Source organism: Sphingobium sp. 22B, from assembly GCF_001580035.1.
Lineage (GTDB): Bacteria > Pseudomonadota > Alphaproteobacteria > Sphingomonadales > Sphingomonadaceae > Sphingobium > Sphingobium fuliginis.
Genome location: NZ_LTAB01000011.1, coordinates 67,336 through 89,622 on the forward strand (window position 1 = coordinate 67,336; position 22,287 = coordinate 89,622).

Genomic DNA, 22,287 nt, shown 5'->3' on the forward strand with positions numbered 1-22,287 from the left:
AAAAGGACTGTCCATCCATGCGCCGGTCGCTGCTTCCCTTCCTCACCCTTGCCGCCATTGCCGCGCCTGCCCTGTCGCAGGACGCGGCGCCGGGGTCCAATCCCATCATCCGCGACAAGTTCACCGCCGATCCCGCGCCGATGGTCGATGGCGACCGCCTCTACCTCTATGTCGGCCATGACGAGGCGCAGCGGGACGAGATGTTCAACATGAAGGAATGGCTGGTCTATTCCACCACGGACATGCGGCACTGGACCGATCATGGCCCGATCATGAAGGTGTCCGACTTCAAATGGGCGAAGAAGGATGCATGGGCGTCGCAGACCATCCGAAAGAACGGCCGCTACTGGTTCTACGCCGCGGTCGAGCATGACAACACGCATCCGGGCAAGGCGATCGCCGTCGCCGTTTCGGACAGGCCGACCGGCCCGTTCGTCGATGCGAAGGGCTCCGCGCTGATCACCAACCAGATGACGCCAAAGGGCACTCACAGTTGGGAAGACATCGATCCCACAGTCTTCACGGACGACGATGGCACGAGCTGGATCGCCTGGGGCAATCGTCAGGCCTATATCGCGAAGTTGAAGTCCAACATGATCGAGCTGGACGGACCCATCAGGGAGATCACTCCGCCCCATTTCGAGGAAGGCCCCTGGCTGCACAAGCGCGGCAGATTCTATTATCTGACCTATGCCTCCCTCGACAGGGCGACGCATCGGGACGAGCGCATATCCTATGCGACCGCAACGTCCCTCGACGGCCGCTGGACCTATCGCGGCGAACTCACCGGCTCTGGCAAGTACAGCTTCACCATCCATCCGGGCATCGCCGAATTTAAGGGCGACTGGTATATTTTCCTGCACAACGCCACGCTTGCGATCGGCGATCTGAACGGCGCCATCGGCCGGCGGGCCGTCACCGTCGAGCGGCTGGAATATAATCCTGACGGCACCCTGAAACCGGTGGTGCAGACCGAGGCCGGAGTAACGGCGCGCCCTGCGCGGAACTGAGCATCCCGCTCGACACATATGATTGGTAGCGCTATCAATAAGCGAGCCGCACGGGATGGTCGGCACTTCCAGGAGAGATTGATCGTGACGCACCGGACCTTAGGCCTTTTACCCCTTCCTTCTGCGCTGCTGTCCTTTTCCCTGCTCATGCTGGGCGCCGCCACCGCCGAGGCGGCGCCCGCCCGGTTCGATCGCTTTGCCTATGAAGGAAAGTCGATCGAGAAGATCGCGGTCAAGCCGGGTGAATATCGCAACCCGATCCTGACCGGCTATTATCCCGATCCATCGGTCATGCGCGTGGGGGACGACTATTATCTCGTCAACTCCTCCTTCGCCCATTATCCGGGCCTGCCGATCTTCAGGTCGAAAGACCTCGTCAACTGGACGCAGATCGGCAATGCGATCGACCGGCCGGAGCAGCTCGACTTCAACGGTCGCCGCATTTCGCAGGCCGTATTCGCGCCGGCCATCAGCTGGCACGAGGGCACTTTCTACATCGTCAACACCTGCGTCGAATGCAGGGGCAATTTCATCATCACGGCGAAGGACCCCGCCGGTCCCTGGTCAAACCCCATATGGCTGCCGTTCGAAGGGATCGACCCCTCCATCTACTGGGAGGGGGACAAGGCCTATATCGTCAACAACCGCGCGCCCAACGAACCGCCCCGCTATGACGGGCACCGCGCCATCTGGATTCAGGAATATGACTGGCGCGCCGGCAAGATGGTCGGGGAAAGCACGCAACTCATCAACGGCGGCGTCGACATCAGCAAAAAGCCGGTCTGGATCGAAGGGCCGCATATCTTCAGGAAGGACGGCTATTATTATCTGACCGCGGCCGAAGGCGGCACCAGCGTCAACCATTCGCAGGTCGTGTTCCGTTCGAAGGATCTGCGCGGCCCCTACACGCCCTATGAGGGGAACCCGATCCTCACCCAGCGCGATCTTGACCCCGCGCGGTCGAACTTCATCGGATCGGCCGGTCACGCCCAACTGGTGGAGACGCAGAGGGGCGACTGGTGGGCGACCTTCCTCGCCGTGCGTCCCTATGATGGCGACGACCATTACAATATCGGCCGCGAAACCTTCCTGCTGCCGGTGACATGGAAGGACGGCTGGCCGATCATCCTGCCGCGCGGTCAGGCGATCCCCCATGCAGCGAAGCGCCCCGACCTTCCGCCGCAGCCCAGGCCGGCGATCCCGACGAGCGGCGACTTTTCCTATGTCGAGGATTTCAACGGCACGCGCCTGCCCATGCAGTGGATCGGCATTCGCACCCCGCACAAGCCCTTCTACCGGATCAGGGACGGCGCGCTGGAACTGGAGAGCGGGGCGGCCATCGGGGACCTGAACGGCGTCCCTGCCTTCATCGGGCGGCGGCAGCAGCATGCCAATGCCACCTTCTCCACCACGCTGCGCTACACGCCGGTCAAAGACGGCGACCGCGCCGGGCTGGCCGCCGTGCAGAGCGACCGCAGCAACCTCTTCTTCGGCCTGACCCGCATCGCCGGCCAGCCCGTCGTCGCGCTCTACACCCGCGATGCGGCCGACGCCGACACGCTGGTCGCCTCTGCCCCCGTCGCCACGAACGGACCCGTGACCCTGACCATGCGCGTGACCGGTGGGACGATGGCGTTCGACTATGGCGCCGGCGGCAAGACCCGGACGCTGAAGAAGGGGGTGGACGCCACGCTGCTCAGCACCCGGAAGGCCGGGGGCTTCGTGGGCACGGTCGTCGGCCCCTATCACTACACGCCCGCCCCATGAGGAAGCGCGCCATGCTCCGCCCCGTCGCCGTCGCGCTGGCCGCCAGCCTCTCCCTTGCCGCGCCCGCGCAGGTCTGGCGCGCCGATCAGGGCGACGGCACATATCGCAATCCCGTCCTCTTCGCCGACTATCCCGATCCCGACATCATCCGCGTTGGCAAGGATTTCTATTTCGTCTCCACGACCTTCGCAAACTCCCCCGGCGTCACCATCCTTCACTCGAAGGATCTGGTGAACTGGCGGATCGTCAGCCATGTGGTCGACCGGCTCGATGGCGACCCGCGCTATGACCTGAAGGACGGCGGCGACTATCGCCATGGTTTCTATGCCGCCAGCCTGCGCCGCCACAATGGCATGTTCTATCTGGCGGTCACGCCGGTCGGGCACAGGACGCGCATCTATCGATCGGCGACGATCGAAGGTCCGTGGACCTATCGGGAGATCGACCGCGAAGCCTTCGACCCCGCGCTGTTCATCGATGCCGACGGAACGGCCTATCTCGGCACCTCGATCGGCAGCGACGGCACGGTTACGCTGTTGACGCTCAACAAGGATTTGAGCGCCGTCACCGCCGCGAAGGTCACCTATTACAACAAGGGCGCGGAAGGATCGAAGATCATCCGCCACAATGGCTGGTACTATCTGTTCAATGCCATTCCCGGCAAGCTGGCGATGACCGTCTCCCGCTCGCGCAGCCTGTGGGGACCGTGGGAAACCAAGCCATCGATCGACGACAGGACCGGCGGTCATCAGGGCGCGATCGTGGATATGCCCGACGGGAGCTGGTACGGCTTCGTCATGGTGGATGCCGGCGCGATCGGGCGCATGACCAACATCAGCCCGATCTTCTGGAAGGACGACTGGCCCTGGTGGGGCACGCCCGACAGGCCCGATCACGTTCCCGAACGATCGCCCAAGCCGATAAAGGGCCATGCCTTTGCCGAACCGCCCGCCTCGGACGATTTCTCCGCATCGAAGCTCGGGCTGCAATGGCAGTGGAATCATAATCCTGACGACAGCAAATGGTCGCTGACGCAGCGCCCCGGCTTCCTCCGCCTCCACGCCACGCAGGCCGACGGCATCTGGACCGCGCGCAACACGCTGACGCAGAAGGCGCAGGGGCCAAGGATGCGCGCCGTGACGAAGCTCGACACGACGGGCATCAGGCCGGGCGACATTTGCGGCCTTGGCAGCTTCGGCAAATATAGCGCCCAACTCTCGGTCGTCGGCGGCGCAGGGGGTGCGAAGGCGCTGCGCATGATGCTGACCGAAAGCACCATGGACGGGCCGAAGACAGAGGTGCGCGTCCCGTCCCTGTCCATTGCCGGCCGCACGCTCTGGCTGCGCGCCGACATGGATTTCGACGCGAAGCTGGGCCGTGTCGCCTACAGCCTCGACAACCGGAAATGGGCGGAGGTGGGCGGCAGCTTCCCGCTCGCCTTCGACTGGCGCACCGGCACCTTCCAGGGGCAGCAGATCGCGCTTTCCTGCTACAATCCCGCGCCGGCCGGCGGCTATCTCGATGTCGACAGCTTCACCCTCATGCCGCTTCCGCAGGGCGTGCGTCCATGAGCCTCAGCCGCCGTGAAACCATGATGGCGATGGCCGCCGGCACCGCCGCGCTCGCCGCCGCCCGGCCGGCAGACGCCGCACCCGCAGCGCCGCATCCGCTGACGCTCTGGTATCGGCAGCCCGCCGCGACGTGGACGGAAGCGCTCCCGATCGGGAACGGACGCCTTGGCGCGATGGTGTTCGGCGGGGTGGCGCAGGAAAGGCTGCAACTCAACGAAGGCACGCTCTGGGCCGGCCAGCCCTATGATCCGGTCAATCCGGAGGCGAAGGCGAACCTGCCCCAGGTGCGCGAACTCATTTTCGCGGGCAGGATCGCGGAGGCCGAAGCGCTGGCCAACAAGACGCTGATGGCAAAGCCGCTGGCGCAAATGCCCTATCAGACGCTGGGCGACCTGATCCTCGATTTTCCGGGCGTCGGGCAGGCGGCCGCCTATCACCGCGAACTCGATCTGGACAGCGCGATGGCGACCACCCGCTTCACCGCCGGCGCCGCCGCCCATGTCCGTCAGGTGGTCGCCTCCCCCGCCGACAAACTGATTGCCGTCCGCCTCTCCTCGACCGGCAGGCTCGACGTCGATATTTCCCTCCGCTCCTCCCAGAGCGGCGTTCAGGTCGCTGCGGACGGCGCCACCGGCCTGCTGCTCACCGGCCGCAACGGCGCGTCCAAGGGGATGGAGGGCAAGCTCCGCTTCGCCGCCCGTCTGACCGCCCGCGTGGAGGGCGGCAGCGCCACCCACGGCGCAGACGGCCGCCTCAGCATCCGGGGCGCGAAGTCGGTCACTCTGTTCCTCGCCATGGCGACCAGCTTCAGGCGGTTCGACGATGTCGGCGGCGATCCCGTCGCCGGCACCGCCGCGACGCTTGGTCGTGCGCAAGACCGCCCCTTCGCGACCATCGCCGCGGATGCCGCCGCCGCGCACCGGCGGCTGTTCCGCCGCGTCAGCCTGGACCTTGGCACGTCGCCGGCCGCCCAGCTTCCGACCGACCAGCGCATCGCCGCATCGCAGACCAGCGACGATCCCGCGCTCGCCGCGCTCTATTTCCACTATGCCCGCTACCTGCTGATCTGTTCGTCGCGCCCCGGCGGTCAGCCCGCAAACCTGCAGGGGCTCTGGAACGACAGCCTCAATCCTCCCTGGGGCTCCAAATATACGATCAACATCAATACCGAGATGAATTACTGGCCAGCCGAGCCGGTCGCGCTCGGCGAATGTGTCGAGCCGCTGGTGGAGATGGTGCGCGAACTCGCCGTCACGGGCGCGCGCACCGCCCGGACCATGTATGGCGCGCGCGGCTGGGTGGCGCATCACAATACGGACCTCTGGCGCGCCACCGCGCCGATCGACGGCGCGCAGTTCGGCCTGTGGCCGACCGGCGGGGCGTGGCTATGCATCCATTTGTGGGATCATTATGACTATGGCCGCGATCGCGCCTATCTTGCGTCCATTTACCCGCTGCTGACGGGCGCGGCGCGCTTCTTCCTCGACACGCTCCAGCGCGATCCGGCGACCGGCTTCCTCGTCACCAATCCGTCGATGAGCCCCGAAAACCCGCACGGCCATGGCGGCACCGTCTGCGCCGGGCCGACGATGGACATGGCGATCCTGCGCGACCTCTTCTCCCGGACGATGGAGGCCGCGAAGATCCTCGGCCAGGACGCCGCCCTTGTCAGCGAAATGCAGGCCGCGCACGACGGGCTCGCCCCCTACAGGATCGGGCGGCGGGGCCAGCTCCAGGAGTGGCAGCAGGATTGGGACGCCGACGCGCCCGAACAGAATCACCGCCACGTCTCTCATCTTTACGGCCTGCACCCCTCGCGCCAGATCACGCCGGACGGCACCCCCGCGCTCGCCGCCGCCGCGCGCCGGACGCTGGAAATCCGCGGCGACCGCGCGACCGGCTGGGCGACCGCCTGGCGCATCAACCTCTGGGCGCGCCTACGCGAGGGCGATCATGCGCATGAGATATTGCGCTTCCTGCTGGGGTCGGAGCGCACCTATCCCAATATGTTCGACGCCCACCCGCCATTCCAGATCGATGGCAATTTCGGCGGCGCGGCTGGGATCGTCGAAATGCTGATGGGCAGCCATGGCGACGTCATCGACCTGCTGCCCGCGCTGCCCGCGGCCTGGCCCACCGGCGGCGTCACCGGCCTGCGGGCGCGGGGCCGCTGCGGCATCGATCTCCACTGGCGCGATGGGCGGCTGGACCGGGCCATCATGCGCCCCGAACTCAGCGGGCATCGCACCATCCGCCTCGGGACGAAGAGCCGCCCCCTCACCTTCAAGGCCGGCCTGCCGGTCACATTGACGCTCAAGGATTTTGCATGACCCTGCGCCGTTTCCTCCTGCCGACCGTGGCGCTGTGCGCCGGCACCGCGCTTTCCGCGCAGTCGCCGGTGCAGACCGCTGACCCGCTCGCCCCCACCGGCCGCTGGTCCGCCTATCGGGCGGGCAGCGCGCAGGTGCCGCCCATGGGTTGGAACAGCTGGAACGCCTTCTTCACCCATGTGGACGAGGAAAAGCTGATGGGCTCGGCTGAGCGTATCCGCGACACCGGCCTCGCGCAGAAGGGCTATCGTTACATCAACATCGACGATGGCTGGTGGATCAGGCGCCGGGTGAGCGACGGCAAGCTGATGATCCGCACCGACAAATTCCCCTCCGCGCGGGTCAAGGGCGATCCCAGCTTCCGCCCGCTGACCGACAGGCTGCACGCCATGGGGTTCAAGGCCGGCATCTATTCCGACCTCGGCCGCAATATCTGCTCGCAAGCCTATGCCGATGGCAGCGAGCAGCTTCCCGAGGGCAGCGTCGCAGAACGCGAAGTCGGCCTTTACGGGCATACGGACCAGGATATCCGCCTCTTCTTCGCCGACTGGGGCTTCGACGCGATCAAGGTCGACGGCTGCGGCATCCGCGCCTACGCCGCCGACGCCGAGCGGGTGAAGAGCGGGCAATATCGCGCCCTGGCGCCGCTGATCGACCAGCACAGCATCAGCCGGTCGAACATCCCGGCGGTCAAGGCGCTGTTCGCCGACATCAACCAGTCGCTCGCCCGATATAATCCCGATGGCGACTATATGCTTTCGCTCTGCATCTGGGGCAGCGCCAATGTCCGGAGCTGGGGCAAGGATGTCGGCAACATCTCGCGCACCAGCGACGACATTTCGCCGGACTGGGGACGAATGCTCACCAATTACGACAGCGCCGCCCGCCGTGCCCTATACGCGCATCCGGGAAGCTGGAACGATCCCGACATGCTCTTCATCGGCAAGGGTGATTTCGACACGAACCACCTGATCGAGGCGAAGTCGCATTTCTCGCTATGGGCGATGATGAACGCGCCGCTGCTCATCGGCGCGGACCTGCGCGTCACGCCGCAGCCGCTGATCGACATTTTCGGCAATGCCGACATCATCGCGCTCAACCAGGACCCGGCCGGCAATCAGGCGGTCATGGCTTTCGACGCGGACGGCTTCCAGATCCTCGTCAAGACGCTGGCCAACGGGGACAAGGCGGTCGCCCTCTTCAATCGCGGCCTTGCGCCGGTGGACGCGATCCTGACCGCCGATCACCTGAAGTTCCGCGCCGACCGCCCGATCGTGCTCGCCAATCTCTGGACGGGGGAGAAGAGCAGCTTCACGCATGACATGAAGCTGCGCGTCGCTCCCCGCGAAACGGTCGTGTTCCGCGCAAGGGGCGACCGGACGCTGGCCGGCGGCCTCTACCTGTCCGAACAGCCCGGCATGGTGAATCCGGCGGCGGACGGCGTGGTGCAGCCCGAACCCGATCCCACCATCTATCGCTCGATCCCCAACTGGCGCGGCACGCGCGGGATCGGGGAGCGGCCGATGTATGCCGGCTGGGGCGGCGCGATGGCGGACTTCACCCCCTATAACCAGCCGCTGGTCATCGCGGGCAGAACCTATGGCTCGGGCATAGGCATTCGGGCCAACAGCCGGCTTGAAGTGCGCAACGCCGGCTTCGCCCGCTTTGCGGCGCAAGTCGGTGTGGACGACAGCGCGCTCGACGGGGATCAGGCGGTGCGCTTCTTCCTCTATGGCGACGGCAAGCCGCTCGCCAGCACGCCGCCGATGCGCCGGGGCGCGCCGGCTCAGGCGATCGCCGCGGATGTGAAGGGGATCAAGCTGCTGGAACTGGTCGCCCGCGCCGACGGCGCGAAGGGCAATGCCGTTCCGGTGAGCTGGGGGGACGCAGCGTTGCTGCGCTGATCCCCCCTCCATCCGTTACCGCGTGATCGGCAGTTCGAACGATCCGACCGGCAGCGGCGCTTCGTCATAGAGGTTGACGACCGGCGATTCCGCCCAGGCATAGCGCACGCGCGTCGCCGGCAGGCCATCGCCCGCCAGCACGATGCGCGTGCCTTCCACCCGGCCGGGTACGAAACGGCAGCTTCCGGCCGCTGCTCCGCACAGTTCGAAGCCGATGGCCTGACTCGCGCTGCGCATATGCAGCCCGCCGGTCAGCCCGGTGAACTCGACCGCCGCGCCGCCGTCCGTCGTCGCCACCGCCCGCGCCGCCTGCGGGCCGGTGCGCGACACCGGATCGCCATAGGCGACGGAGCGCATCGCCCGTGCCAGGCGGCGGCCGACCTCCTGCTTTTCGCCCGGATGGATGTCGAACGGGTCGCCCAGGTCGATGGCCGTGGCGAGGCCGCCATGCGCATCCCGCGCCATCGCCTGATATTGCACCTGGCGCATCGCCGCCCAGCCGCTTTCCCCCGGCTGCGTCACCGGCGCGCCGTAAGCGGCAAGCTGGACCGCGACGAAAGCGAGGTCGGGCGAACCGAACTGCCGCCGCCAATCCTCCATCATCGCCTTCATGCGGTCGGCATAGCCGGGCAGGTCGACGTCCGATTCGCCCTGATACCAGGCGACGCCTTTCAACCCTATCGACCCCAGCGGCGCGATCATGCCGTTGTAGAGCGTGCCCGAACCGGTCGTGTCGCCCCACGGCACGCGCGGCGCGCCCGCCGGCGACCTGGCCGGCACCGCATAGCGCCAGCCGTCGCCCAGCGGCAGGTCCCCGCCCTGCCCCTGCCCAAGCCCCAGTTTCATGACGTCCGCCGGGCCGGACAAGCCGCCATTGGCATAGTTGTCCTGCACATTGACGATCAGCACATTGCGTCCCGGCTTCAGCACGCCGGGGGGCACGTCGAACATGCTCGGCTGCCAGCTTCGGGCGCTCATCGCCACCGGCTTGCCATTGATCCACACCCGGCCGACATCGTCCAGCAGTCCGAGGGAGAGGGTGGCCGCCTGCTTCGCCTGCGCCGCCGTCAGTTCGATCTCCCTGCGGAACCAGACCATGCCATTATAGTCGGCCAGCGCGGGAACGCCCCATTGTTCCCAAGGGCCTATGCCGGGCACGTCCTGCCATACGATGCTGCTGTCCGGCTGCCAGGGTTCCTTGCCGGCGGCATCCCCGGTTTCCTTGCGCCACCATTTTTCCCATTCGGCGCTGGCCGCCCGCTCCGCCGCAAAGGGATCGCGCCCATGCAGCGATACGAGCGCCGATTGCGCCGCCTGTCCGACCGCCGCCTGCGCCCGCGCGCCCATCCACGGGCTGATCCGCGATCCGCCCCAACTGCTGGCGATGGCGCCGATCGGCACGCCGGCCGTCTTCCGCAATTCCCGCGCCATATAATAGCAGGCGGCTGAGAAATCGGCCACACTGTCCGGTCCGGCCGGGCGCCAGGACGGCGCCTGCCGGAAGTCGCGCAACGGATCGTCCGCCACAGCGCGCGGCACCAGCATCAGGCGCAATCGGTCATCGGCCGAAGCGCGGATCTGGCCCACCGCATCCTGCGCATTGCGGACCTCCAGCTCCATGTTCGACTGGCCCGAACAGAGGAAGACATCGCCCACCGCGACATCCTGCGCGACCGCGCTGCCCGAGGGAGCGCGGGCCTCCAGCGTCACCGCTCCTGCGGTGGCGAGCGGGCCGAACTGCGCCGCGAAACGGCCTTCGCCGTCGGCGCGGACCTGCCGGACCTCACCCGCCAGCGTGACCGAGACGGCTTCGCCGGGATCGGCCCTGCCTGTCACCGTCACCGGATGATCGCGCTGGATGACGGCATGATCGCCGAACATGGGGTCGAAGCGCGGCGCGGCCAACGCCGGAGCCGCGCTCAGCGCGACCAGACTGACGGTCAAACCCAAGTGCCAGATGATGTTGCGGGAAAACATAGGCCGTTCGCTCCTCCCTGTCCTGTCGGCCCTGTCCCGGGCCGTCACGCGCAGGGATAATCCATTTTCCTCCGGCGGCAACCGGATTTGTTATCGCTACCACCGAAAGGCGCCTATTTCGCCGTTCCGAAATCGAGATGGCTGGCGAAGAACGGGATCAGCTTGTCCTGAAAGCGCCATGCGACCCGGTTCGTATGATCGCCGTCGTAGATTTCGAAGCTGTTGGCGATGCCATAGCGGTCGAGTGCTTCGTGAAGCGCCCGTGCGTCGTCCTTCAGCCCGTCCTTGTCGCCCACATCGATGGCAATCGCCCTGTAGCGGCGCAGATTGCCGATATATTGGTCGACAAAGGCCAGGGGCGCATTGGCCGCCCAGCGGGCGAGAACCTGCGGCTGCACCTGGCCGTCCTTGACCGGCAGGTCCAGATAGAGCGGCGGGTTCCCGGGATTGGGGGACCAGGCCGCGGCGGTCGCAAGCTGCGCCCTGAGGAAGAAAGGCAAGGCAGCCGAATCGGCAGGAGTCTTCACCGCCTCCAGCGCCTTCAACGCTGCCGCGTCCATCTGCCCGGCGCTGCGCGGGGACAGGCAACAGGGGCTCATCATGTAAAGGGCGCCGAACATGTCGGCATGCTTCATGCCGATGCGGCTGGTGCCGTAACCGCCCATGCTGTGCCCCGCCAGGCCGCGACTTTCGCGGCGGGGGATGGTGCGGTAATGGGTGTCGATATAGTGGACCAGATCACGCGCTATGAAGGTTTCGAAGTCTCCCGTCGTCATCGATCCCGAATACATCGACCCATTATGGACAGTCTTCGAATCGGGCAGCACCAGGATCATCTCCCGCGAGCCCTTCGCAAAGGCATTCTGCACAGTCGTCGGGACATGGATTTCCTTCGTCCATTGTTCCGCCCCGATGGAATAACCGTGCAGCGCATAGATGACGGGATAGCGCCGGCCCGGTTCGCGGCCATAGCTGGGCGGCAACAGGACCAGGACGTCGCGGTCGGCCGCCTCCCCCTCCAGATTGCCTTCGATGGACGGCGCATGCACCTTGATCCGCTCCACGGTCACGGCCTTCGCGCCTGCCACCGCCGGCGGTCCGCCCGTCGCCACCTGCGTCCCGCCGGGCGCGGCGCTCATCGCCAATGCCGATCCGACCATCGCGGCCATGATCATCTTCTTCACATCATCCCCTTTCCATCGCGTGTCATTTGTCTTCAAGCTCCTGTCTTCCAGGCTCAGGCGCCCCGCAGCATCCGCATGACCAATGTCCGGATGCGGCCATAATTGCCCTTCGCCAGCGGCCCCAGGACGCCATGCCGCTCCTCCGGCAGATGCGCCAGCGGATGGCCGTTCGGCCGGAAGACGTAATGATCGAAATAGGCGCGCCACGCGGCGCGCTCACGCTCGGGCCGCTCGGCCAGGGCGATCATCGCCAGCAGCATCGCCGCATAGGGCGAATCGGGGCCCGCCGCGAACCCGTCCCACCAATAATTCACGAGGATGTTGACGTCGTCGAGCGCCTCTACCTGATGCCACCAGAGCTTGGGCAGATAGAGCGCGTCGCCCGGAGCGAGATCGACGACGAGGGCCCTTGCCCGCGCGGCCGCGAAACGGGGATAGGTCGCCGCTCCATCGGGTGCGCCCGCCGCCATGGAAACGGGCTGGCCGGACAGGGTATGGTCCACCGGTCCGACATAAAGATCCCCGATGGCGTCCGGCGGATAAAGGGTGAAGCGCCGCCGTCCCGCCACCACGCAGGCGAGATTGTCGTAACTGTCATAATGACAGGCGACCGTCGACCGGTTGCCGATCCAGAGGCGCGGATGAACGCCAGCGCCCACCAGATTGCAGGGATTCTCCTCGGCGAAACCGGGAAAATGGGAATCGGCGGGCAGCGATCCCAGATAGGCGGTTTCGCTCCCGCTTTCGGCATTGGCGGCGATCCGGCCCAGCGCATCGCCGATACTGGCCGTTTCCCGCGTGAAGTTGAAGCCGCCGGGGCCGTCGCCATAATGATAACGTCCGCCAAGCTCGGCGCCCGCGGTAAAATATTCGGCGCTCGAACTGGCGGCGAATCGGGCGACATAGTGCAGCGCCGCCGTCCCGCCCTGCCCGCCGGCCGCCACTGCCGGCCAGTCGTTGAACCGCCCGCGGATCACCGCGGGTCGGCACAGGGCGGCGAATGCGCGCAGATCGTCAGCCGCCGTCATATCGGCCGCCGCGAACGCCTCGATCACGGGGCTGGCGTCGCCCATGTTCAGGCCGGCACCGCCAGCCGTTCATTGCGGCGGCGCGCCATCAGCGCGATGTGCCGGAGCGAGCCGATCATGGCATAGGCGCTTTGCATATGCCCCGCACGGAACAGCTTGAGCACCGTCGCATCGTCCAGATCGCCAAGCGCATCCAGGCTGATCGTGTAGAGCCCGTCGAGTCGCAGCCTTTCCCCATCATCGAAGTTGAGAGAGATGTCGATCGGCTCGATCAGGCGATGGGCCAGCATCTCCGCGATGAAGGCATCGGTATCCGCGGCCCCTGCCATCAGGCGGCCCAAGGCATTCTGCACGGCCTTCAGCGATGCCGTGGGCGCGCCCTGCGCATCGAACAGCGATTCGCCCTCCCGCCCGGCAAAACGGTCATGGCCGGGATCGAAGGCGATGCTCTCCCCCAGAGCGAAGAAGCCCTCGCGATCTGCCTCCAGCGGCCGGAAGGCCGGTCGGCGGTCGGGCGAATCGATCAGGCATTCCCCTCTTTTAAAGCCCATCAGCGCCCCGGGATAGAAAGCGCCGGTCTCCGCATGTTTGGAAAACAACAGGGGACAGGCAGCGGCCGCAGCCGCAAATTCGCCGACCACGATGCGGACGAAGGGATCGCGTCCCTCGTTCGCGGGCCGCATCCGCAAGGTTGCGTGCAGTTCGCTGTTCAGCAGTTCCACCTCTTCCATATCCTCTCCCACCTTATTGACGGCCGCTCGGCTTGCCGCTTCGGCCGGCTTTTTCCCCATGCGGAGGCTGCATCCTGGCGGATAATGATTACGCCTACAATTCCGCTTGATCGCGCGTTTAGATAGCGCTACCATTTTCAGCAGAAAAAAAGAAGACCTGGGTGAGGATGATCAAATCCGCTTAGAAAAGCGGAACAAATCACCCTGATCAAGAAAACATGATCGCCGCAGCAATAGTGCCGCGGCGTTCGGGCGAGATATTGTCTGAACAAGGGGAGGATCATGACGTATAGAATGACCAAGGCCGAACCGGCGCGCGGCCGTGCCGCGCTTGCGGCGACGGCAAGCCTGCTGGTCCTGGCCATCGCCGTTCCGGCCACGGCCCAGGACGCCGCGCCGGCCAGCGATGCCGACATCATCGTCACCGGTATTCGCGGCTCATTGCAGCGCAATCTCGACATCAAGCGCGATTCTTCCGGCGTCGTCGACGTCATTTCTGCGGAAGACATCGGCAAGTTCCCGGATTCGAACGTCGCGGCGTCGCTCCAGCGCCTGCCGGGCGTATCGATCAATCGCGCCGGTTCGCGTGGCGAGCCGGACGGCATCACCGTTCGCGGTTTCGCCGGAGACTTCAACGAAACGCTGATCGACGGTCGCAGGATTTCGACGGCGACCGGTGGACGATCGGTCGACTTCACCACCGTCGGATCGGACTTCGTGGGCCAGCTGGCAGTCCTCAAGACGCCCGACGTTTCCTTGTCGAGCAGTTCGATCGGCGCGACCGTCAATATCTCCTACCCCAAGCCCTTCGATCACCCCGGCACCCGCGTCGCGATGAGCGCAGCCGGATCGGTCCAGGACGATGCCGGCAAGATCGTGCCGACGATCGGCGGCCTGTTCAGCACCACCTTTGCCGACGACACAATGGGCATCCTTGTCGACGCGGTCTATACCCGTCGCGATACCCAGGTGAACCGCGTCTATGTTTCGGGTTGGCAGGGCGGCCGGTTCGCGCCGTGCCAGCTTGCAGGCAGCACCGCCGCAAGCTGTTCCCCGACGTCGAATCCTGAATCCGCCGCCTGGGCGACCCCGACCAACCGGCAGAATGTCGTCGGCTGGTATCAGCAGCAATATGGCGCCGACCAGCGCTATACCAAGGATGAACGCATCGACGGCCGCATCGCCTTCCAGTGGCAGCCTTCGGACAACGTGCTGCTGACCATCGACGACAATTATTCGCGCCAGAAGATCGTGACCGACATTTCCGGTTTCGGCATGTGGTTCAACCAGGGCGACCTGCGCAATGTGGAGCAGGACGAGAACGGCACGACGATCAATTTCATCCAGGCGGGCACGCCGACCGACTTCACGGCCGGCCGCGACAGCCGTCTGCTGGAAACCAATCAGGTCGGCGTCAACCTGAAATGGGATGCGACCGACAATCTGAAGTTCGAAGCGGACGCCTCCTACGCCAAGAGCCGGCAGAACCCCGGAAACCGGATCGGCAGCGAGAATGGCGACATCGGCTATGGCGGCCTGCTCGGCACGGCGCTGGGCGTCCGCGTGACCGGCGACAGCAAGAACAGCTTCCCCGAACTGACGACCTATGGCCCGGCCGGCGATCAGTCGCGCTGGAGCGATCCCACCATCATCGGTTCGCACGTCACCGTGCGGTCGGTCCAGAAGAACTCCGATGAGATCAAGCAATTCCGCCTCGGCGGCACCTGGGAGGACGACAGCTTCCGCGTGAAGTTCGGCGGCCGCTATATGGAGGACCGCTTCCGGCTGGAGAACCGCAACACCTTCGCCAATAATTTCTGGCAGGCCTATGCGGGCTACGGCACACCTTCGGGCCGGAATACGGGCGTGCCGATCCCGACCAGCCTTTATGGCCGTCCGATCAGCCTGAACAACTGGATTCCGGGCTTCTCCGGCAATCTGCCGCCGGAACTGCTGGCCTATGACCCGCGCGCCTATCAGGAATATCTGGAAGGGTTGGGCAATCCGCAGACGACGAACATCCCGGGCTTCAACTATGCCGATCCCACGGTCGGGCCGAATTTCACGGGAGCCTTCGACCTCGCGCTCGATCCCGGCAGCGTCCAGGACATCAAGGAACGAACCTGGTCCGCCTATGTCAGCGTGAATTTCGAACATGAGATTGCGGGGATGCCCTTCCGCTTCAATGCGGGGGTTCGCGAGGAGATCACCAACCTGACGTCCAGCGGCGTCGGTCGCCTGCCCATTGCCCTTACGGGCAGCGCCGCCGACCCGACGCTCCTCAACGTCACCTTCTCCGAAAGTCAGCCGATCTCGACGAAGAGCAGCTATTCCTATCTGCTTCCCAGTCTGGATATGAAGCTGGAGGTCACGGACAACTTCCACCTCCGCTTCGACGCATCGCGGACATTGACCCGTCCTTCGCTCAACACTCTGACGCCCGTTCTGAACGTCGGTGTGGGCCAGCGCGTCGGCGCGCTGACCGCGACCGGGGGCAATCCAAGATTGCAGCCTTTCCTCGCGGACAATTTCGACTTCGCGGCGGAATGGTATTATCAGCGCAACTCCTATGCGGCGGTGAACTTCTTCATCAAGGATGTGTCGAACTTCATCGTTGCCGGCACGCAGCGCCAGACCATCAACGGCGTGGTCGATCCGACGACGGGCCAGCCGGCCGTCTTCACCGTGTCGCAGCGGGTCAACGGCCCGTCCGCCACGATCAAGGGCGTGGAACTGGCATGGCAGCATGTCTTCGGCGACAGCGGCTTCGGCTTCAATGCCAACGCCACCTTCGTCGATACGAACAAGCCCTATGACAGGACCGACCTGTCGCAGAGCGGTTTCGCGGTGACCGGCCTTGCCAACAGCGCGAACTTCGTCGGCTTCTACGACAAGAACGGCTTCCAGATCCGTGCCGCCGTCAACTGGCGCGACAAATATCTGCAGGCCTTCGGCCAGGCGCAGAACAATTCGGCCTTCGGCGCCGAACCGACCTTCGTGAACGAGGCGTTGCAGGTCGACCTCAGCACCAGCTTCGACATCACGAAGCAACTGACCATCTTCGGCGAGGCGCTGAACCTCACCAACGAAACGGTCAGCACCCATGGCCGGTTCAGCAACCAGTTGCTTGACGTCTATGCCTATGGCCGGCGGTACACCGCAGGCGTTCGTTACCGCTTCTAACCTGTCTCGCCCTGGGGGGATGTCGGTTGACATCCCCTCCCTTTTTGGCGTTCCTTCCCGCTTTCCCTATCAAGGCTGTCGCCATGGTTCATCCCGTCCGCAACATCGTGATCGTCGGCGGCGGGACCGCCGGATGGCTGACCGCCGGCGTGATCGCCGCCCGCCATCGCAGCCGCATCGGCAACGGCTTCACCGTGACGCTGGTCGAATCCCCCAACACGCCGATCATCGGCGTGGGCGAAGGGACATGGCCGACGCTGCGCACCACCCTGTCGCGCATGGGCATTTCCGAAACCGACCTGTTCCGCGAATGCGACGCCGCCTTCAAGCAAGGGGCGCGCTTCGCCCGCTGGACGACGGGAACGCCTGACGACGGCTATTACCACCCCCTGATGCTGCCCCAGAATTTCGGGCAGGTGAACCTTGCCCCCCATTGGCTGGCGAGCGAGGGGGATGAAAGTTTCTGCGACAGCGTCTGTTCGCAGGGCCGCATCTGCGACGACGGCCTGGCGCCCAAGACCATCGCGACCGCCGAATATGACGCGCTGGCCAACTATGCCTATCATCTGGACGCGGGCAAGTTCGCGCCCTTCCTGCAACGCCATTGCTGCGAAAAGCTGGGCGTGCGTCATGTCCTGGCCGATGTGGAACAGGTGCTGATGAAGGAGGATGGCGACATACGCGCCATCCGCACCACCCAGGCCGGCGAGATCGAGGGCGACCTGTTCGTCGACTGCACCGGATTCAAGGCGCTGCTGATCGAAGGCGCGATGAAGGTGCCGTTCAGGGACTGCAACGACGTGCTGTTCTGCGACACCGCGCTCGCCATGCAGGTGCCCTATGAGCGGCCCGACAGCCCGATGGCGTCGCACACCATCTCCACCGCGCAGAGCGCGGGCTGGATCTGGGACATCGGCCTGCCGACCCGGCGCGGCATCGGCCATGTCTATTCCAGCAACCATATTTCCGACGAAGAGGCGGAACGGGAACTGCGCGCCTATATCGGTCCGCTGGCCGAAGGGCTGGGCGCGCGGAAAATCGCAATCCGTTCGGGCCATCGCGAAACCTTCTGGAAGGGCAATTGCGTCGCCGTGGGCCTGGCTGCGGGCTTCCTCGAACCGCTGGAGGCGTCGGCCATCGTCCTCATCGAACTGTCGGCCAAGATCATCGCCGAGCAGATGCCCGCCTGCCGCGAGGTGATGGACATCATCGCTTCGCGCTTCAACGCCACGACCCATTATCGCTGGGGGCGGATCATCGATTTCCTGAAGCTGCATTATGTGCTGACGAAGCGCACCGACAGCGATTTCTGGCGCGACAATGTCCGGGAGGAGACCATTCCCGATCGTCTGAAGGAACTGATGCTGCTCTGGCGTTACCAATCGCCCTGGTTCCTCGACGAGTTCGACCGGGTGGAGGAGGTCTTCCCGGCGGCGAGCTACCAATATGTGCTCTACGGCATGGGATTCCGGACAGAGGTCGACCGGCCCGCCCTGGCGCGCGACGCCCATCTGGCGGACCGCGCCCGGCGGGAAAATACCGCCATGACGGCGAAGCTGCGCGCCGGCCTGCCGCGCCATCGCGACCTGATCGACAAGATCGTGGCCCATGGACTGCAACCGGTCTGACGGCCATATAATTTGTCGTACAAGATTGCCTTCGCAAAATGGTAGCGCTATCGTTGCGGGAATAACCAGAGAGGATCAGCATGCCCATGAAGTTGCGCGCATTGGAAGCCCTGCCGCTCGCCGCCCTGTTGCTCGCCGCCGGATGCCAGCAATCGCAGCCGGCGAACGAAGCCCAGCCGAAGGCCGAAGCGAAGCGCGACGCATCCGAATATCTGTCGCAGCCGCTGGTCACGGACATCTACACCGCCGACCCGTCCGCCCATGTGTGGAACGGGAAGATCTACGTCTATCCCAGCCACGACATCGACGGGCCGACGCCGGAGGACGATCTGGGCAGCCATTTCGAGATGCGGGACTATCGCATCCTGTCGATGGACAGGATCGGCGGCCCCGTGACGGTCGGCCCGGTGGCGCTGGATGTGAAGGACGTGCCCTGGGCCGACAAGCAGATGTGGGCGCCGGACGCCGCGTACAGGAACGGCACCTACTATCTCTACTTCCCGGCCAAGGACAAGGCGGGCGCCTTTCGCATCGGCGTCGCCACGTCGAAGGACCCGATGGGTCCGTTCAAGGCGCAGCCGCAGCCGATCAAGGGCAGCTATTCGATCGATCCCGCCGTCTTCACCGATGATGACGGATCGAGCTATATGTATTTCGGCGGCATCTGGGGCGGACAGCTTCAGCGCAATGTCGACGGCAAATATGATCCCGATGGGTCGAAGACCGATCTGGGACAGGACGACAAGCCCGCGCTGGCGCCGCGCGTCGCGAAGCTGACCGGCGACATGCTGGAATTCAGCGAAGCGCCCCGCGCGATCCAGATCCTGGACGACAAGGGCAAGCCGCTGCTGGGCGGCGACCATGACCGCCGTTTCTTCGAGGCGTCGTGGATGCACAAATATAAGGGCAAATATTATTTCAGCTATTCGACCGGGGATACCCATTATCTGGTCTATGCCATCGGCGATTCACCCTATGGTCCCTTCACCTACAAGGGCCGCATCCTGGAGCCTGTGGAAGGATGGACGACCCATCATTCCATCGTCGAATGGAACGGGAAATGGTGGTTGTTCTATGCCGACAGCCAGTTGTCGGGCCAGACCCGCCTGCGCAACGTGAAGGTGACCGAACTGCATTATAATCCCGACGGCACGATCCGGACCATCAATCCCTTCGTCGCCAAGGGGACGAAGGACGGCGCGGCCCATTGAGCGCGCCGGGCGCGGGGGAAGTGCCATCCCCCGCGCCCCACCGACCGGACGAGACATATCGAGCGACGCTGAAAACAGCGCGCTTCTTGGGGAGATAATCATGAAGACCGCTTTCGCCTTGCGCGCGGCCGGCGCGATATTGTGCCTCGCGACCCCGGCAACTGTCCATGCGCAGGCCACGGACATATGGGCGGAGGCCGACGGCAAGGCGCGGGAGATCGTCGACAGGCTGACGCTGGACGAGAAGGTCGGGCAGCTTCTGAACGTCGCTCCCGCGATCCCGCGCCTCGGCATCCCGGCCTATAACTGGTGGACCGAATCCCTTCATGGCGCGATCGGGGCGGTGCCCACGACCAATTTTCCCGAACCCATCGGCCTTGCCGCCACATTCGACGCGCCGTTGATCAGGCAGGTCGCCGCCACCATCGGCACGGAGGTCCGGGCGCTGCATAGGCTGGGGCGGCAGACCGGGCATCTCGGCCGGATCGGCACGGGCCTCGACACATGGTCGCCCAACATCAACATCTTCCGCGATCCGCGCTGGGGCCGGGGGCAGGAAACCTATGGCGAAGACCCCTATCTGACGGCGCGGATCGGCGTCGCCTTCGTCCAGGGCATGCAGGGGGACAATCCGGACCTGCCTCTGGTGGTCGCCACGCCCAAGCATTTCGCGGTCCATAGCGGCCCCGAACCCAGCCGCCACACCGACAATATCTTCGCCACGCCGCACGATCTGGAGGACACCTACCTCCCCGCCTTCCGCGCCGCCATTGTCGAGGGCAAGGCCGGGTCGATCATGTGCGCCTATAACCGCGTCGACGGGCAACCGGCCTGCGGCAGTCATATGCTGTTGCAGGACTATCTACGCGGCGCATGGGGCTTCAAGGGCTATGTCGTGTCCGACTGCGACGCCGTGGTCGACATTTACGAACATCACAAATATGCGCCCGACGCCGCTACCGGCGTTGCCGTCGCGCTGCGCTACGGGGTCGACAGCGAATGCAACAATGCGACGCTGGGCGGACGTACCGACCTTGGCGATCGATACAAGGAATCGCTGGCGCGGGGCCATATCGGCATGGGCGACATCGACACCGCCCTCGTCCGGCTCTTTTCCGCGCGATACCGCAATGGCGACCTGCCGGGCCTTTCTTCCCGCAAGCCCAACGCGATCCCGCCAAGCGCGATCGGTACGCCGGATCATCAGGCGCTGGCGCTGAGCACCGCGGAAAAGAGCCTTGTTCTGCTCAAGAATGACGGCGTCCTGCCGCTGAAGCCCGGGACGAGAATCGCGCTGGCTGGGCCTTTGGCGGATGCGACCCGCGTACTGCGCGGCAATTATTCCTCGGCCAAGAGCGCTCCACCCATTTCGGTTGCGGAGGGCCTGAAACAGGTCATGGGCGCGGACAGCGTGACGGTGATCCCCTTCAGCCCGTCGATCACAGACGGCGACCTCGTCCCCGGCACCGCGCTGTTGACGCCGGACGGCAAGCCGGGGATCAAGGCCGAATATTTCAACGCCACGGGCAAGGACCAGTTTGCAACCCGGCCGGTGCTGACGCGGACCGAAACCAGCATCGTATCGCGGGCGGCCGAGTTCAAACAGGTGTCGGACCAGCATCGGGTGCGCTGGAGCGGCTATCTGGTCGCGCCGCAAACTGGCCTCTATCGGCTGGCGCTGACCGGAGTGAAGGGCGACGTCTCGCTGAACGGCAAGCCCGTCGTCTCCGCCAGCGAATATTCGCGCTGGGCGGAACCGCTGAAGCTGGTCGAGGTGCGCATGACCAGGGGCGAGCGCTACGCCATCCGCCTGCAGGGCGAGAGCGGCGTCGCCGCCAGCCCGGCGATCTTCTGGAACCGCGTTACCGACGATCTCGACCGTGATCTGACAGCGGGCGCGAAGGATGCCGATGTCGTCGTCGCCGTGGTCGGCCTGACCTCCGACCTGGAGGGCGAGGAGATGCCCGTCAAGGTGGAGGGTTTCGACGGCGGCGACAAGACGACGCTGGACCTGCCCGCCGACCAGCGCGCCTTCCTGGAAAAGGCCAGGGCGCTGGGCAAGCCGCTGGTCGTCGTCGCCATGAATGGCAGCGCCATCGACCTGTCCTGGGCGAAGGAGAATGCCGCCGCCATCGTCGAAGCCTGGTATCCGGGCCAATCCGGCGGGCTGGCGGTCGGCAATGTCCTTTCGGGCAAGGCCGATCCGGGCGGCCGACTGCCCGTCACCTTCTACAGGAGCGTCACTGACCTGCCGCCCTTTACCGACTATGGGATGGAGGGGCGCACCTATCGCTATTTCAGGGGCAAGCCCGTCTATCCCTTCGGCCACGGCCTCAGCTACACCAGCTTCCGCTACGCCCCGCTGACGGTCGAGCCGGTGAACGGTTCGGTCGAGAATGGCCTGAAGGTGCGCACCGCCATCACGAACACGGGTGCAAGGGCGGGCGACGATGTCGCGCAGCTCTACATCACGCCGCCACGGTTCGAGGGCGCGCCTCGCCTTGCCCTGCGCGGCTTCCAGCGGGTGACGCTGAAGCCCGGCGAGACCCGGAAGGTGGAATTCACCTTGAGCCCCCGCGACCTCAGCTTCGTCACCATGACGGGCGAGCGCAGGCTGATACCGGGCGATTATGGCCTGAGCGTCGGCAGCGGCCAGCCGGACGACGGCGTGCAGGTCCAGCAGGCCCGCTACAGCATCGCCCGGATGATCCCGCTGCCCAAATAGGTTTCGCCCATTCCGCCGCCATTTTCCGAAAAGGACGA

General features: G+C 65.3%; 13 protein-coding genes. 9 read left to right on the plus strand and 4 right to left on the minus strand.

Going from position 1 to position 22,287, the window contains the following annotated elements:
• Positions 1 to 17 precede the first annotated feature (17 nt).
• The 5 genes from A0J57_RS11915 (at position 18) to A0J57_RS11935 (ending at position 8,582) form a co-directional block, all read left to right on the plus strand.
• Positions 18 to 1,010 (plus strand): glycoside hydrolase family 43 protein, encoded by a 993-nt coding sequence (locus A0J57_RS11915; protein ID WP_061935920.1) that lies wholly within the window; start codon positions 18 to 20, stop codon positions 1,008 to 1,010.
• Positions 1,011 to 1,157: 147 nt separating this feature from the next.
• Positions 1,158 to 2,777: a glycoside hydrolase family 43 protein gene (locus A0J57_RS11920; protein ID WP_061936188.1), complete on the plus strand. Its 1,620-nt coding sequence runs from the start codon at positions 1,158 to 1,160 to the stop codon at positions 2,775 to 2,777.
• Between the two features lie 11 nt (positions 2,778 to 2,788).
• Positions 2,789 to 4,348, plus strand: coding sequence for a glycoside hydrolase 43 family protein (locus A0J57_RS11925; RefSeq protein ID WP_061935924.1), 1,560 nt, complete (start codon positions 2,789 to 2,791; stop codon positions 4,346 to 4,348).
• A complete protein-coding gene (locus A0J57_RS11930) occupies positions 4,345 to 6,678 on the plus strand; it encodes a glycoside hydrolase N-terminal domain-containing protein (RefSeq protein WP_061935927.1) in 2,334 nt (777 codons plus the stop codon). Before A0J57_RS11925 ends, A0J57_RS11930 begins: the two co-directional genes overlap by 4 nt.
• Positions 6,675 to 8,582, plus strand: a complete 1,908-nt coding sequence (locus A0J57_RS11935) for an NPCBM/NEW2 domain-containing protein (protein WP_061935929.1) — start codon at positions 6,675 to 6,677, stop codon at positions 8,580 to 8,582. Before A0J57_RS11930 ends, A0J57_RS11935 begins: the two co-directional genes overlap by 4 nt.
• Before the next feature lie 15 nt (positions 8,583 to 8,597).
• On the opposite strand, the gene A0J57_RS11940 is transcribed toward A0J57_RS11935, so the two are convergent.
• The 4 genes from A0J57_RS11940 to A0J57_RS11955 all read right to left on the minus strand — a co-directional run bounded on the left by A0J57_RS11940 (position 8,598) and on the right by A0J57_RS11955 (position 13,562).
• Positions 8,598 to 10,559, minus strand: a complete 1,962-nt coding sequence (locus tag A0J57_RS11940) for a sialate O-acetylesterase (RefSeq protein WP_061935932.1) — start codon at positions 10,557 to 10,559, stop codon at positions 8,598 to 8,600.
• A gap of 113 nt (positions 10,560 to 10,672) precedes the next feature.
• On the minus strand, positions 10,673 to 11,734 hold the full coding sequence (locus A0J57_RS11945; protein WP_025551694.1) for an alpha/beta hydrolase family protein: 1,062 nt from the start codon (positions 11,732 to 11,734) through the stop codon (positions 10,673 to 10,675).
• Positions 11,735 to 11,796: 62 nt separating this feature from the next.
• Positions 11,797 to 12,816, minus strand: coding sequence for a cupin-like domain-containing protein (locus A0J57_RS11950; protein ID WP_061935935.1), 1,020 nt, complete (start codon positions 12,814 to 12,816; stop codon positions 11,797 to 11,799).
• A gap of 2 nt (positions 12,817 to 12,818) precedes the next feature.
• Positions 12,819 to 13,562, minus strand: a complete 744-nt coding sequence (locus tag A0J57_RS11955; RefSeq protein ID WP_235600855.1) for a SapC family protein — start codon at positions 13,560 to 13,562, stop codon at positions 12,819 to 12,821.
• Positions 13,563 to 13,796: 234 nt separating this feature from the next.
• Between A0J57_RS11955 and A0J57_RS11960 the strand changes: the two genes are divergently transcribed.
• The 4 genes from A0J57_RS11960 to A0J57_RS11975 all read left to right on the plus strand — a co-directional run bounded on the left by A0J57_RS11960 (position 13,797) and on the right by A0J57_RS11975 (position 22,249).
• Positions 13,797 to 16,685, plus strand: coding sequence for a TonB-dependent receptor (locus A0J57_RS11960; protein WP_061935938.1), 2,889 nt, complete (start codon positions 13,797 to 13,799; stop codon positions 16,683 to 16,685).
• An 83-nt stretch (positions 16,686 to 16,768) separates the two neighbouring features.
• Positions 16,769 to 18,313 carry a tryptophan halogenase family protein gene (locus A0J57_RS11965; protein WP_044661124.1) on the plus strand — a complete coding sequence of 515 codons (1,545 nt, stop codon included), beginning with the start codon at positions 16,769 to 16,771 and terminating at the stop codon, positions 18,311 to 18,313.
• An 80-nt stretch (positions 18,314 to 18,393) separates the two neighbouring features.
• The gene (locus tag A0J57_RS11970) at positions 18,394 to 19,524 is read left to right on the plus strand and encodes a glycoside hydrolase family 43 protein (RefSeq protein WP_025772339.1); all 1,131 of its coding nucleotides are present in this window, start codon (positions 18,394 to 18,396) and stop codon (positions 19,522 to 19,524) included.
• Between the two features lie 100 nt (positions 19,525 to 19,624).
• Positions 19,625 to 22,249, plus strand: a complete 2,625-nt coding sequence (locus A0J57_RS11975) for a glycoside hydrolase family 3 C-terminal domain-containing protein (RefSeq protein ID WP_061935941.1) — start codon at positions 19,625 to 19,627, stop codon at positions 22,247 to 22,249.
• Positions 22,250 to 22,287: the final 38 nt, after the last annotated feature.